The following is a 14,027-nucleotide window of genomic DNA, read 5'->3' as shown; positions in this document are numbered from 1 at the left end:
AAAGGCCTACTATAACCCTAGTATTCCTGTTAATATTTGGCAGCGCATTCGCGCTGCCTTTATTTTTGGGAAATCACATGTGGCCAACCATCCTGCTGCTGTCTAGCATTCACCTGTTCACCATAGAACGCGGGCCGCGTTGGCTATTTTATGGCTCAAAGCCCCTACCCGTTTTATTGATGGCGGCTCTGATTACGCTCAATCCGACGGTGGATGCCAACCTTGCATTCTGGATATTCAGTGGTTTGATTCTCTCCGCCATTGGCGATGTACTGCTTTCTCTTCCCAAAGATAAATTTATCAGCGGCCTGAGCAGCTTCCTGCTTGCCCACATCTGCTATGTTCTTGGTTTTATTGGCATGGTGAACACCATATCCTGGTGGATACCCGTCATGATCCTGGCTCTCGGGATTCTGGCCTTTTTACTGCTCCTGCCTAACCTAGGCACCATGACGTTGCCCGTTGCCATTTACATTCTGATTATTGTTGCGATGGGCTCTGCCACCGCAGAATACTGGCTCAGTTACAACAGCAGTTCCGCCCGGCTGGCATTCACCGGCGCCTGTATCTTTATGGTGTCGGATCTGGTGCTGGCTATCGATCGTTTCCGCTCGTCGTCCAAGTTCTCGCGCCATGTCGTGATGTTCACCTACTACACAGCACAGGCGCTACTCACGCTGTCGGTACTCGATTCCTGATCAGCCTTTTGATTTGAACTCTTCTTTTTCCAGACCGTGTTTTTTCATGCGCAGGTAGAGTTTCTTACGCGGGATTTGCAAGTAATTGGCCGCATCCGCTACGCGCCCCGAATAGAGAAACAACGCATCTTCGATAATCTGCTTCTCATAATCATCCACCAGTTCATCAAGCGGAGAGGTCATCTCCACTTGATTGTAAATTCGCTCTTTACCCGTCAGTTTAACGATGCCGATGGCATACAACTCCGCAACGTTGCGCAGCTCTCGAACATTTCCCGGCCATTGATGTGCACGCAGCAGCGCCAGATAACTGCTGTCAACCGAAGGCATTGATTTACCAAGCTTATGACAGCTTTGTTTGAGGAAATAATGGAATAACGCAGCAATATCATCCGGACGATGACGCAGCAACGGCACGTCAATCGTGCCTTGATTCAGCAGATAATAGAGCTCCGGCAGTAACCGATCCTCTGCAATCAATTGCTCCGGATCCGGCCCGATAATAGTTATCACCCGAACTTTCGGCATGCTCATTCGTTCCTGATGCAGCAAAATGCGGCTCAAATGACGCTGCATCGTTTCAGAGAGCTGTTCCACGTTATCCAAAACCAGCGTGCCACCTTGCGCCTGTTTAACTTTATCATCGAGTTGTTCGGTGCTGGTCTCTGCCGTCACGGCCAGTTCAATCAAAGGTTTGCTGTGCGCAGCAGAAGTAAGTTGGTGCACCAGATAGGCAATCGTATGACGCCCTACGCCGGATTCACCACAAATAGCGATGTGATTGTCCAACATCGCATACTGCGTCACATGCGAGCGAATACGCTCGATCTGGGCGGATTTGCCGACCAGTTCACGTTTCACGGTACGGACCAAAGAGATCTTTTGCTCGATGTAATGCCTGCGCTGCTCAATATGCTGCTTCACCAGCGTCAGCAATACAGGTGGATTAATCGGCTTTTCGAGAAAGTCACACGCGCCAAGCTTCACCGCTTCCACCGCCATAGGGATATCGCCATGTCCGGTCACGACAATCACCGGGATCCGCTCATCGATCTGCTTAATGGCTTTCAACACGTCCATACCATGCATCGTCGGCATGTACATATCCAGCAGCACCACGCCATTCCAGTCTTCAGAGAGCTGAGTCAGAGCCTCAACAGGATCTAAATGCGCTTTTGAAGTCAGCCCGGAAATCGCCATCAGGTGCTGATAGGAATCGAGCACATCCTGATCATCATCAATCAATAACACCGTACTTTTAGTCATGCGCGAGCTCCAAAACCACCATTGCCCCTTTGTCTAACGTCGACGCCAGGTAAATATTGCCATTCATTTTTTCAATCAGGGACTGACAAATACTCAGCCCCAAGCCCAAGCCCACCTCTTTGGTTGAGGTGAACGGTGTAAACAGTTGTCCGACGACGTCATGAGCAAAGCCGGCTCCGGAGTCTTCAACCGCAATACGATGCCAGTGATCATCACTGCCAATCTGACTTAAGGTGACTCGTTTGACCTCGCTATTGCTGACGGCATCACAACCATTGACCAGTAAGTTAATCAACACCTGCTCCAATCCGAGCGCATCCCCCATCACGCGAAGATCCGGCGCAAGTTCTGAACTCAGCGCCACTTGCTGGCGCTTCGCTTTGGCCTGCACCAGAGTTAAGGCCTGCTCCACGACGAGTTGCAGACTGAGCGCTTGCAGCGGTTCGTCGACCCGGCTCTTGCGGGCAAAGTTACGCAGGCTATTGACGATTTTTCCCATTCGCTCAGTGAGACTTTCAACCTGATCGAGACTCATGGCTATTTGCGAATGTTCTGCCTGTTCCAGCGCCAAACGCGCGGTAAAAAGGTAGGTCGACATCGCACTCAGAGGCTGATTAAGTTCATGTGCAAGGCTGGTCATGGTTTGTCCGACTACCGCCATCTTTGCGGCCTGAATCAGTTCGTTCTGCGTGCGTTTCAAGTACGCTTCAGCACGTTCACGCTCTTCCACTTCAGCCTGCAACTGCTCGTTTTTATCGATCAGGTCACGGGTTTTCTCCCGCACCCGTTCTTCAAGCAGCCGATTGGCGTGTTCCTGATCCGTTACGTCGGTAATGGTTACAATGATCTTGTCGCTCAGGCCCTGATTGAACTTGCGCAGGTAAAGCCGCAGGTAATGCGGTTTCTCTTCGCAGCCTAACGACAGAGTCACGCTTTGCGCCCCTTTTCTAATCAGGTCATCATTGGGAGCAAACAGAGCTTCGATCGAGGCTCGCAATTTTTCTGGAAAACAGCGCCACAGTGTTTGTTGCAGCTTACCCACTTCCAGCTTCAGCGTGGCTTGAGCACTTGGGTTAGCCGATTCGATCACACCTTGCAGATTGCAGGTGATCAGACTCGCCTGAGTATTGTTGATAAGGCTCAGTGCATTAGTGCGCTCCATCTCTTCCACTTTGCGCCCGTACTCAATCAACTGTTTGCTGAGCTTGCCGATTTCATCTTTGCCATCCACCACAATAGGGTGCGACAAGTCATTGTGAATGATCGCATCCAGGCTATTACTGAGGTTGGCCAGCCGAGCCACAATGCGTCGTTTCACAAAGTAATACGCCAGAATCAGACTCAGACAGATCGAAACACCAAAGCAGGCTAAGAGCACGCGGTTCCCTTCGCGGATCATCTGTGTGGTGTCGTTCTGCACATCGGTGAATGTATTGTCCGCCAACTCGACCAGTTTGGCGATTTCCGCGTGCTGAACGGAAAGCTGCTGCTGAATGTTCTGCATCAGGTCATCAAGTTCATTGTTCAACCGCACCATTTGGCTGATTCCCCGATGAAAAGGACCATCAATGACCAATAGCTCCGCCAGCTCACCCAGCATCTGCTGGTAAGCAATCGAAGCTGGGATCTCGAAAATAGGCTGACTGGCGGTCTGCAGCTCTTCCAGTCGGTATTGCAAAACCTTCATCCCGTTTTCAACCTGAGTCTGATGGCTGGCCAACATCAGTTCGCGAGAGAAGGTGTAAATCTGCGCTTCACTATCCAGCAGTGATTGGATCAAATTGATTTTAGCCAGCAACGCACCAGACATTTCCCCTGCGTCGCCTCGTTCCAGTTGCCATTGCAGTTCCTGACGCAGTGGCGTCAGCTCCCAGTTGATGTCCTGATGCGTCCATTGCAGTTGCTCGATCAACATATCGATCTGGCGTTGAACATCAATACGCAGCGAGACTAACTCGCTGTAGCGTTCGGTAAAGGTGCGTAAGCGTTGATAGCCAACGCGCAACGTTTGCACCTCACTGTCATTCGCGAGCGTATTCCACACCTGATCCATGACCAGAAAATCTTGTTGTAGCCGCTCTGTCTGAGAATCCAGAACTACCTTATTGGTGGCACTGCCGATAATTTGTATCCGACGGCGAATTTCAGAGCTGCGACTTTCGAGCACATAACTGGCGTTGAACTTCGGCACACTTTTTTGCAGCACTTCACTGACCTGCGATTCCAGTTTGTTCCAGTTGAACCAGGCAACCAGACAGACAGCAATCACCACCAAGGTACTGGCACCGAAGGCCAGCAATAAACGAGCGCCAATCGTGTGAGACTTGGGTAAACTCATTGGCCCGATTCTCTCAGCAGCTGTTTGATGTCAGCATTGGCCCGGTTGAGCGAGACTTCCAACTGTTTTTTCCATTCGTGACTCAGCTTGGCCAGCAACATAGCTTTGTTCGCCTGCAATTCGGTATCCTGTTCATCGGCCAGCGGATAAATACTATTGATGACGCCATCCAACGCCGATTCCGTAATAGGAACAGAAAACAGGCTGCGCTCTATCTGCTGCAAACGCGCTAATACTTCCGGCTTACTTTTAAACTGCTCGCGCGCATTGATGATCATCAGCCAGGTATCTTTCAGCGCAGGCAGACGTTTGGTGATAGCCAGATCAAACAGCAGGTTCATGCACTCTTCACGGCGCATCATCGTCGCCATCGACAGGCGAGTGAAACTGTCACTGAACAGCGAATCATCATTGACGCCATGTTTGGAGAAATCATTGGCGTCCATGTTGGCCTGCACCCCTTTTGACATCAAAAGATCAATAAAGGCCTTGGCGTAGACATCGTTTTGCTTTTGGCTGACCTGAGCGACATAAGTCGGCATCAGAGTAAACGCATCATCATAGGCGAAACTGACGTGCGGAAACTTGCGCTCGAGGATCAATGCGTAACTGTCAATAGTCGGCCCGGCACCAAATTGGCCGCGCGCGATATAATCACTGACGCCAAAACTGCGGGAGGAGACAGTTCCCAGGTTGGCACCAACATTCATCAGTAAACGCCAGCCAGCTTCCCAGCCATATTTTTTCAGTACGCTTTCTACCATCAGTTGCGTGGTACCCGAGCGCGCTGGCGTGCTCATCGTGACGTGGCCAAAAAACACCGGGTTGGCTAAATCCGTGAACGTCTTTGGCGTCGGCAGATGATGAGCGGTCAGATAGTCTTTGTTCCAGGTCACACCCGCGCCGGAGTAACCAATGGTGACGACTTTATTGGTCGGCGGCAGCACAAACGGATGCAGCCAGTCCGGCGTCTGAAAACGATCGGGCAGGATTGCCAGCCGGCCACTTTCCGCCAACTGCTGCATCAGGTAAGGCGAGGAGCTCAGCACCAAGTCAATATTGTTGATGTAGCTCTTATTGAGCAATTGCACGCTCGATTGCGCCCGGCGGTGAACAATCTGAATATCAACACCTTCATATTGGCGGGTAAATTCGTCTATTAAGGGCAACAAAGGTTCGCGCGAAAAGGTGGTCAGGATCACCAATTCACGTTCACTGCCCACCGCCAATGAACTCATAAGCGAGCTCAGCACCATCACATGGCGCAGCCTCAACCCACTTCGAATCCCTCGGACGAAGCGATAAATCCCTATGTTTTGTGCGTTCAATCAAATACCCGTCAATTCATCAAAATTTGTTTGTTCAGAGAGTGAGTCAACTCTGACGCATCCACATTATGAATTTTATCAATATTTGGCGCATTGCCCCTCGTCAACTTCCCACTTTTGACCCGCCTGAGTACGTCAGTTGAGTCAGTTTTGCCCCAAATCCGCCATTTTGTGCCTTGTGCGTAATTCACCAATGATGCTCCCGAAACACGTAATCCGCTTTATTGTTGTTACTTATGGAGAGCATTTATGTTCAACTTCTTTAAAACCCGCCCGGATCTGCCGTTATCGGACAGCTCCAGCGCGGAGATGCAAAAACGCTACAAAAGTTTTCAATGGCAGGTCTTCTCTGGCCTGATCTTTGGTTATGCTGTGTTCTACGTCGTGCGTATGAGCCTTGGCGTGGTGAAGAAGCCGATGCTGGATGCAGGCATCGTCACCATCGAAGAACTGGGTATCATGGGTTCTGCGTTCTTCTTTACCTACGCATTCGGTAAGTTCCTCAACGGCTTCTTATCCGACTATGCGAACATCGGCCGTTTCATGTCGATCTCTTTGATGTTCTCCGGTGTTACCGCCGTTTTCATGGGGATGAATACCGTCGGCTTCTTCTTCGTTCTGCTTTGGGGCTTGAACGGTTGGTTCCAATCTGTCGGCTCCGCACCTTCTTGTGTATCCCTGTTCCAATGGTTTTCGCCGTCACAGCGTGGTAGCCGTTACTCTATCTGGGGTGGTTCACGGAACATCGGCGAAGGTATTACCTGGATTCTGACAGCTTCTCTGGTGAGCTACTTCGGTTGGCGTGCAGGTTTCATCGGCGCGGGTATCGCAGCAGTAGTTGCAGCGCTAATTATGTTGAAGCTGTTGAAAGACCGCCCTCAAACTTACGGCCTGCCAGATCCGGCGTCGGCATTTGGTGAAGAAGCAGAGATCAAAAAAGCTTCTGATCCGAAAGAAACTCGCCGCGCGCAGATGTTCATTCTCAAACAGCCGGTGGTGTGGCTGATTGCTTTCGCTTGTGCTGCGATGTACATCTCTCGCTACGCGATGTCTTCATGGGCGGTTCTCTATCTGCAAGAGTCTAAAGGTTACTCACTGATTGACGCTGGCTTTGCGATGTCCATGTACCCAACGGCTGGTCTGGCGGGCGCAATTTTGTCCGGTATCCTGTCTGACAAAGTCTTCAAAGGTAACCGTAATATTCCTAACCTGATGTACGGACTGGCTAACGTGGCGGGTATGTGCCTGATGTTCTTCGGCCCGGACAACCGCTTCGTTGATGCAGCCGCACTCAGCATGATCGGTTTCTCTATCGGTGGTCTGGTTGTCTTCCTTGCGGGCCTGATGGCGTGTGACCTGATGCCGAAAAACGCAGTGGGCGCAGTAAAAGGACTGATTGGCCTGTGTTCATACATCGCCGCTTCTGCGCAAGAACTGATTTCAGCGTCGCTGATCAAAATCACTGAAGTGGATGGCGTATCAAAGTACGACTTCAGCAGCGCGCAGTACTTCTGGCTGGCCGCAAGTATTGTCTCTGTTCTGCTTGCTCTCACCGTTTGGAATGCGAAGAAAGTGGTCGATATCGACGACGTTGAAGGCAAAAAGCTGCAAACCAGCACCGCTTCTTAATTATTGATCTTGCAGGGGCTTCGGCTCCTGCTCTTCATTTTTGTATTTTGTTTCGTCGTTATTAGGAATTACAGATGTGTAAAACCAAAATTGTGGCTACGCTAGGCCCTGCCAGTCAGAGTCGTGAAAAGCTGACTCAACTTATTCAATCCGGCGTCAATGTCGTGCGCCTGAACTTTTCACACGGCAGCGCAGAAGAACACATTGCCCGCGCTGAACTGGTGCGAGACATTGCCCGAACGTTGAATGTCAGTGTCGGAGTGCTGGTTGATCTTCAGGGTCCCAAAATCCGCATCTCCTGCTTTGAAAATGATGTGGTACAACTCACCGCTGGCGATACCTTCATATTGGACGGTCGATTGGGTCAACAAGCTGGCAATCAGCAACGTGTCGGACTCGATTACCCACAGCTGATTGCCGACTTAACGCCAGGCAACATCCTGCTGCTCGATGATGGACGCATTCAACTGGAAGTGTTGGACGTCAATCAAGCCGAACAACAGGTCACCACCAAAGTGCTCAACAGTGGCAAACTTTCTAACCGTAAAGGCATCAACCTGCTGGGCGGTGGCCTGTCTGCACCAGCACTGACGGACAAAGATAAACAGGACATCATCACCGCCGCCAAACTGAATGCCGATTTTCTCGCGATCTCCTTCCCTCGTAATGGTCAGGATATTGAGTACGCCCGCAAGTTAGCTCAAGACGCCGGCTGCTTTGCACAAATTGTTGCCAAAGTTGAGCGCGCTGAAGTGGTCAGCAGCCTCGAAGCCATGGATGACATCATTCAGGCTTCCGACGTCATTATGGTTGCGCGTGGCGACCTTGGGGTCGAGATTGGCGACGCACGTTTGCCAAGTGTGCAAAAAGCCTTGATTGCCCGCACCAAACATCACGGCAAGCCAGTGATCACCGCAACACAAATGATGGAATCGATGATTGAAAACCCTCTGCCAACGCGCGCAGAAGTGCTGGATGTTGCCAACGCCATTCTGGATGGTACAGACGCGGTAATGTTGTCGGCAGAATCGGCGGCAGGCCAGTATCCGGTCGAAGCGGTTCAGGCCATGGTTCGCATTGCGACGGGCGTTGAGAACGAAGTGTCTTGTGCTCAGGACTGCTGGGACAAGCTGCATCATCTGTGCAGCGATGCGGGTAAAAGTTTTGCTCTTTCATCGATGATTTCCGCCTCAAAAGTACACAAAGATCTTGGCGTAGCCATCATCACTCAAAAGGGTGAAACACCGCTTTTGATGTCTCGTTGCCAAAGTCAGGCAACCATTTGGGCTATTTCAGATAAGCCTGAGCTACTGAACAAACTGGCTCTGCTGCGTGGTGTCACGCCGATTTATTTGCCAAACATCACCCCAAATGCCGACCAGCTATCACAACAATTGCTCAATGTATTGCGGCCTCAAGCCGAGCAGAAGCAGATTTCGTCTATTTTGCTGACGCAACTGGAATCCGTTGAAGGGGTCGGCAGCGTGAATGTCTGCCGCCTGCTGAGCCTCACCACTCCCAAAGATTTAGCGGCTTAAATTGTAGGGTTTACCGCACTAGCTGGTTCACATAGTGACCACACCCTCCCCTGCTCCACAGGGTTTTGGCCTGCGCTTGTCGCAGGCCCTTTTTATGACCAGTTAATTTCTGCCTCTAGTGCAGCGAGCGAAGCGTCTATCGTTTGCTGAATTTCATCCAGCTTCTCACTCGCTCGTTGGCGTGGCGATGCAGCGCGCTCCACCTCCTCACACAATTTCATCAATTGTATTAAGCCCAAGCTTCCGGCCGATCCTTTGAGTTTATGGGCAGCCTGCTTGATCGCCTCTTCGCTGAGCGTTTGGTCAGCAAACTGCATCGATGTGTGCTGCGCGCCTTGTCGGAAATAGCGGACGATTTCGGCCATTTTCTCCATGCCAAGTACCTCAATATCGTCATGCAATTGCGCAGTATTGAGAATATTGTCCTGATGAGACTGGCTGTTTGTCGCCTTGTGCGGTGTATCGCTCAGCCTCAGTTGTTGCACCAGCATGCGTGCCAATTCTGACTTCACCAGCGGTTTGGGCAGATAACCGTCAAAACCGGAAGCGAGATAATGGTTCACTTCTTCATTAAATACGTGAGCCGACACCGCCACCATCGGTATCGGTGTTTGCCCTTGCTGCTGTTCCAGTGCTCTGAGCTGATTCATCAGGCTCACGCCATCTCCGTCCGGCAGATTGATATCAAGCAGCGCAATATCGAACCGCTGCTGGGCAAACACGCTCAACGCTTGTTTAGCATTGGCGGCGATCACCACTTGATGGCCCAGGCTATTAAGAAAACCTTCCGCCACCAACTGGTTAACGTCGTTATCTTCGACCACCAACACCTTGACTGATGACGTATTGGTCAGCGGCACCTCCGCAGGTTCCGTTACCGCGTCTACGAGTTCCAAAGGCAGAGAGAAGTAAAAGCGACTACCTTCATTGAGGCTCGATTCAACCTGCAGTTCACCTTGCATTGCTTCCACCAAGCGAGAACTGATGGCCAAACCGAGCCCTGTTCCGCCTTGAGTTGCAAGCCCAGCCTCCGCCTGAGTGAAGGCGTCAAACAGGGTTTGCTGATCGGCAGCACTGATGCCAATACCCGTATCGCACACTTCAAACAGCACGGCGCACTCGTCATTCGGGTCAGGATAAACCGCCAGGTCAACATGCCCTTGCGGCGTGAACTTAATCGCATTGCTCACTAAATTGTTCAGAACTTGTTGTAGACGGGTTTCATCCCCTTTCCAGTAATCCGCCAAATCCGAATCAATGTGCAGGTTGAGAGCTAAACCTTTTTCCTTCGCCCGGCTTTCCATCAGCTGATACACGCAGCGCAGCATGTGACGCAAATTAAAGCTGGCATGGCGAATCTGTAAATGTCCGGCTTCGATTTTTGAGTAATCCAAAACATCGTTAAGAATGGCCAATAAGTTCTGTCCGCTGCGGTCAATCACGTTGACATAATGACGCTGCGTGTCGGACAGCGGAGTATCTTGCAGCAGATGCGCGGTACCCAATACTCCGTTCATCGGGGTGCGAATTTCATGGCTCATGGTGGCGAGGAATACCGATTTAGCGCGACTTGCCTGCTCTGCATCCAGACGCGCTTTGGCATGGTTGAGTACTTCCTGATTGAGCTTTTGGTTCGTTTCGCGTAGCTGTAAGGTGCGCTCTTCAACCACATCTTCCAGATGCGCCTTGTGCTCTTGCAGCTCTCGCTTGGCCTTAACTTCGCTTTCCGCGACAACTTTCAGCGCTTTTGCGGTGTCACGAGCCGTCGCAATCGCGCGGCCCATTTCCGCCAGCTCATCATGGCCTTGCGTTTCCACTTCGACTTGTAATTGTCCTTTTGCGACCGAAAGCAGTGCTGATGTATGCCGCGCCAAGCGTTTAACCACCGATTGATACACCACGCGCCAGACAATGATCGTCGTGGCGATCAGACCAACTAAGCTCAGAACTGACAACGTCCATTGCGCCAGACTTAATGTCCGCGACAGTTCATACACCGCGGCAGTGGCCGACTGGTTAGACGTATCCACCAACTGGTTGACCCGCTGGTTCAAAGAGGCGAACTGGTCCAGCGATTGAGTGGCGAGATCCTGCGCGCGCAACGTACTGTTATGGCGTGCGATCAAATCATCAAACAGAGTCTGCTGCTGTTCCAATTGAGTGAGCAGCAGAGTCATCTGTTTGGAACGGGTTGGATCTTCAACCGCCTGGACGCGGCGCTGCATCACTTCAATATTGGTGACAAATTCCTGCTGAAGCGCGACGATACGCTGAATATCCGTGACGGTGCGGGTCTCTTCAATTTCATTAAGCACTTTGTAGGCCAGCAGATGTAATTCGTGCAGGCGTTCGGACAAATCCAAATCGACCTCGACCAAGGTATCGAGCGCCTTATAAACCTGCGCCGTGCGTTTTTCCTTTAGCAGATCGTAGATATGTGTGACATTGGCCACCGCCACTGTGCTGGTGTTGAGCACCTGCGTGCGGGTGAGCTGTTCAAGCTCTTGCGCCGAAGCGCGCATGTTGAGCGCCTGGTAGTTTAGCGTTTCCGTCAGCTGCAGTTTACGTTCAACTTCTTGTCCGAGCAGACCCAGTGTATCAATCACACTTTGCACATCCGCTTCCAGCGAGCTCAGCAACTGAGTATCGGAAGAGTCCTGGCCCAGGGTTTTAACGTGTTCAAGCAACTGGCCGAGTTGTTCAAACAGGGTTTTACCAACCTGCTTACGCTGCTCTTCATTGGTAGCAGTAGAGAGCGTTTGCACCGAACCAATGATGCGATTACTGAGTTCGGCCACCTGACGCGCTTCCAGCATGGCCGGAATGGCGCTGTTGACGACCTGACGTTCGGTTTTTGAAACCTGCGAAAAACCCAACACGCCGATAATTGCGGATAGCAGCACCAGAAATGCCATCGCGATAAACGATAACAATAATTTACGTCCGATGCTGGTTTTGCTGATTCGCATATTGTTGACCTGCTAAGTCGCTTCTTTAAAGGGTGGGAATAGGCTATATTTTGCAGTGTTTACCACTGTTCGCCAATGAATAACCTCATGCTTTATCCGTTTTTTTCTCGCTTGTTTCACACACTGTTGATCCTCGCCTGCTCTGCCTTCAGTGGCATAGCGGCTGCGCAACCTAAAGTGTGCGCTCTTTATCCGCATCTGAAGGATTCCTACTGGTTGTCGATCAACTACGGCATGGTTGATGAGGCGCGCAGAGAACACATCGAACTCAAAGTGCTGGAAGCTGGTGGCTACCCAAACCAACTTAAGCAGCAGCAACAGATCAAAGACTGTATTGAATGGGGTGCCCAGGCGATTCTGCTTGGCACGGTATCGCCCAATCTATACCAGCATGACTTGAGCCGATTGACTGGCGAAGTGCCCGTATTTGCCACCGTCAACCATCTGATTTTAGACGATACTCAGCGTTCGCATCTCAAAGGAGAAGTGGGCGTCGACTGGTACTGGATGGGGTATTATGCTGGCGATTACCTTGCCAAACTTCATCCTCAAGGCAGTGGAATTACGCATATCGGATTGCTACCCGGACCAGAACAGCGTGGCGGTACGAAACCCATGGTACAAGGTTTTTATGATGCGATTCAGCGCAGCGATATTCGCATCGACATCACTCTGTGGGCAGATAACGACAAAGAGCTGCAACGCAATCTGGTACAACAAGTGATCGAACAGCCAGGTATTGATTACATCGTCGGCAGCGCCGTTGCGATTGAAGCAGCCATCAGCGAACTCAGAAATGCTAACAAACAACAGCAGATTCAGTTGGTATCAACCTACCTCAGTCACGGCATCTATCGGGGACTATTGCGAGACCGTGTGGCGTTCGCTCCAAGTGACAGAATGGTCGAACAAGGACGCTTATCGGTTCGTCAGGCCGCGCACTATTTACGCGGTGAATCGTACCAACATCACGCGGCACCAGAGATCGCCAAACTGACCCCAGAAACGCTGAGTGAGCAGATTATTGCTGAATCGTTATCTCCATCAGAGTTCAGGCCAACTTTTGAAGTAAAAGTCGTTGAATAGCCAAGCGCTTTTGGTTATTACACTCCAAGATAAGAAACATTAGGAATGGAACCAATGAAAAAAACAACGCGCACAATGGCGGCGAGCAAACACGTCGCACTGGTTGCTCACGATAACTACAAAGGCGAGCTGCTGCGCTGGGTGCAAGAAAACCGCGAAAAACTGGAGAAACATTCGTTGTACGCAACGGGCACCACGGGTCACATGTTAAGCAAAGAGACCGGATTGGCGATCACCAGTATGATCAGTGGTCCGATGGGCGGCGACCAACAGATTGGCGCACTGATTTCTGAAGGTAAAATCGATGTGCTGATTTTCTTTTGGGATCCACTCAACGCGGTACCGCACGACCCGGATGTCAAAGCGCTGCTGCGTATCGCCAGTGTGTGGAACATTCCGGTTGCCACCAACCGTGCCACCGCCAAGTTCCTGTTCAACTCTGAACTGATGGCACAAGACGTCGACATTGAAATTCCCGATTACCAAGCTTACCTGGCTGACCGCACATAAGAAAATCCCCTCAATTGAGGGGATTTTTGTTTAGCAGTGCGCCAGAAACTCAGTGGAAGTGATCACGTGGCAGCCTGCCGCTTTCATCGCAGCCAAAGCCTGCTCAGAATCTTGCGGCGACATATTCACGCCGCGGCATGCATCTTCAATCACTGAGGTCTGAAAACCGAGTGATGCCGCATCCAGTGCCGTGAACTTCACGCAGTAATCTGTCGCTAAGCCAACGATGTAGACTTCACGAATCCCTTTATCTTTCAGGTAATCTTCCAACCCCGTACTTTGCAGACGTTGGTTATCAAAAAAGCCGCTGTAACTGTCGATATCCGGATTCGTTCCTTTATAAACCACGTAATCAATCGCGTCGGTATTCAAACCGGGAATAAACTCCGCCCCGGGTGTTTTCTGTACGCAATGATCCGGCCACATGATTTGGCTGACACCTTTAAGATCCACCACTTCACCAATCGATTTGCCTTGCACGGAAGCAAAGCTGGCATGCCCGGCTGGGTGCCAGTCTTTCGTCGCGATAACGTGTTCAAAGTGAGGCAAAAGCCGGTTTATCACAGGGACAATTACATCACCTTCTGGCACAGCCAATGCCCCACCCGGCGCAAAATCATTTTGCACATCAACTAAAATCAGCGTCTTGCTCATCATGTGTCCTT

Annotated in this window: 10 protein-coding genes; 5 read left to right on the top strand and 5 right to left on the bottom strand. The window is 51.0% G+C overall.

The features are described 5' to 3' along the window. Positions 1–77 precede the first annotated feature (77 nt). Positions 78–698, top strand: coding sequence for a lysoplasmalogenase (locus LGV68_RS17480; protein ID WP_024375215.1), 621 nt, complete (start codon positions 78–80; stop codon positions 696–698). Here LGV68_RS17480 and LGV68_RS17475 read toward each other — a convergent pair whose 3' ends face one another. Genes LGV68_RS17475 through LGV68_RS17465 form a run of 3 tightly spaced genes read right to left on the bottom strand, consistent with a single transcriptional unit; the run spans position 699 to position 5,558 of the window. Beyond that, positions 699–1,964, bottom strand: a complete 1,266-nt coding sequence (locus LGV68_RS17475) for a sigma-54 dependent transcriptional regulator (RefSeq protein ID WP_020433148.1) — start codon at positions 1,962–1,964, stop codon at positions 699–701. Then, positions 1,957–4,302, bottom strand: coding sequence for an ATP-binding protein (locus LGV68_RS17470; RefSeq protein WP_165880702.1), 2,346 nt, complete (start codon positions 4,300–4,302; stop codon positions 1,957–1,959). Before LGV68_RS17470 ends, LGV68_RS17475 begins: the two co-directional genes overlap by 8 nt. Beyond that, positions 4,299–5,558 carry an ABC transporter substrate-binding protein gene (locus tag LGV68_RS17465; protein WP_252536778.1) on the bottom strand — a complete coding sequence of 420 codons (1,260 nt, stop codon included), beginning with the start codon at positions 5,556–5,558 and terminating at the stop codon, positions 4,299–4,301. The genes LGV68_RS17470 and LGV68_RS17465 overlap by 4 nt, the downstream gene beginning before the upstream one ends. 321 nt (positions 5,559–5,879) lie before the next feature. Here LGV68_RS17465 and LGV68_RS17460 point away from each other — a divergent pair, with 321 nt between their 5' ends. Next, positions 5,880–7,259 (top strand): MFS transporter, encoded by a 1,380-nt coding sequence (locus LGV68_RS17460; protein WP_020332452.1) that lies wholly within the window; start codon positions 5,880–5,882, stop codon positions 7,257–7,259. 74 nt (positions 7,260–7,333) lie between these two features. Then, entirely contained in the window at positions 7,334–8,797 is a 1,464-nt protein-coding gene (gene pyk / locus LGV68_RS17455) for a pyruvate kinase (RefSeq protein WP_252535741.1), read from the top strand. 92 nt (positions 8,798–8,889) lie between these two features. On the opposite strand, the gene torS is transcribed toward pyk, so the two are convergent. Beyond that, complete coding sequence (gene torS, locus LGV68_RS17450; protein ID WP_252535738.1) at positions 8,890–11,766, bottom strand: TMAO reductase system sensor histidine kinase/response regulator TorS; 2,877 nt, start codon at positions 11,764–11,766, stop codon at positions 8,890–8,892. A gap of 75 nt (positions 11,767–11,841) precedes the next feature. On the opposite strand from torS, the gene torT reads away from it, so the two are divergent. Beyond that, a complete protein-coding gene (gene torT, locus LGV68_RS17445) occupies positions 11,842–12,852 on the top strand; it encodes a TMAO reductase system periplasmic protein TorT (protein WP_252535733.1) in 1,011 nt (336 codons plus the stop codon). 54 nt (positions 12,853–12,906) lie between these two features. After that, positions 12,907–13,362: a methylglyoxal synthase gene (locus LGV68_RS17440; protein WP_020433155.1), complete on the top strand. Its 456-nt coding sequence runs from the start codon at positions 12,907–12,909 to the stop codon at positions 13,360–13,362. 30 nt (positions 13,363–13,392) lie between these two features. On the opposite strand, the gene pncA is transcribed toward LGV68_RS17440, so the two are convergent. Then, positions 13,393–14,016, bottom strand: coding sequence for a bifunctional nicotinamidase/pyrazinamidase (gene pncA, locus LGV68_RS17435; RefSeq protein WP_047462149.1), 624 nt, complete (start codon positions 14,014–14,016; stop codon positions 13,393–13,395). Between the last annotated feature and the right edge of the window lie 11 nt (positions 14,017–14,027).

It is taken from the genome of Vibrio sp. LQ2, from assembly GCF_023920125.1.
In the GTDB taxonomy this organism is placed as follows: Bacteria; Pseudomonadota; Gammaproteobacteria; order Enterobacterales; family Vibrionaceae; genus Vibrio; species Vibrio fluvialis.
This window is presented reverse-complemented; position numbering and strand designations above follow the sequence as displayed.

Excerpts from the sequence above, each read along its gene's own strand:
- pyk (WP_252535741.1), top strand. The coding sequence starts at position 7,334 with ATGTGTAAAACCAAAATTGTGGCTACGCTAGGCCCTGCCAGTCAGAGT.
- LGV68_RS17470 (WP_165880702.1), bottom strand. The coding sequence starts at position 4,302 with ATGAGTTTACCCAAGTCTCACACGATTGGCGCTCGTTTATTGCTGGCC.
- LGV68_RS17475 (WP_020433148.1), bottom strand. The coding sequence starts at position 1,964 with ATGACTAAAAGTACGGTGTTATTGATTGATGATGATCAGGATGTGCTC.
- LGV68_RS17460 (WP_020332452.1), top strand. The coding sequence starts at position 5,880 with ATGTTCAACTTCTTTAAAACCCGCCCGGATCTGCCGTTATCGGACAGC.
- torT (WP_252535733.1), top strand. The coding sequence starts at position 11,842 with ATGAATAACCTCATGCTTTATCCGTTTTTTTCTCGCTTGTTTCACACA.
- LGV68_RS17465 (WP_252536778.1), bottom strand. The coding sequence starts at position 5,558 with ATGGTGCTGAGCTCGCTTATGAGTTCATTGGCGGTGGGCAGTGAACGT.
- torS (WP_252535738.1), bottom strand. The coding sequence starts at position 11,766 with ATGCGAATCAGCAAAACCAGCATCGGACGTAAATTATTGTTATCGTTT.
- LGV68_RS17480 (WP_024375215.1), top strand. The coding sequence starts at position 78 with ATGTGGCCAACCATCCTGCTGCTGTCTAGCATTCACCTGTTCACCATA.
- pncA (WP_047462149.1), bottom strand. The coding sequence starts at position 14,016 with ATGAGCAAGACGCTGATTTTAGTTGATGTGCAAAATGATTTTGCGCCG.
- LGV68_RS17440 (WP_020433155.1), top strand. The coding sequence starts at position 12,907 with ATGAAAAAAACAACGCGCACAATGGCGGCGAGCAAACACGTCGCACTG.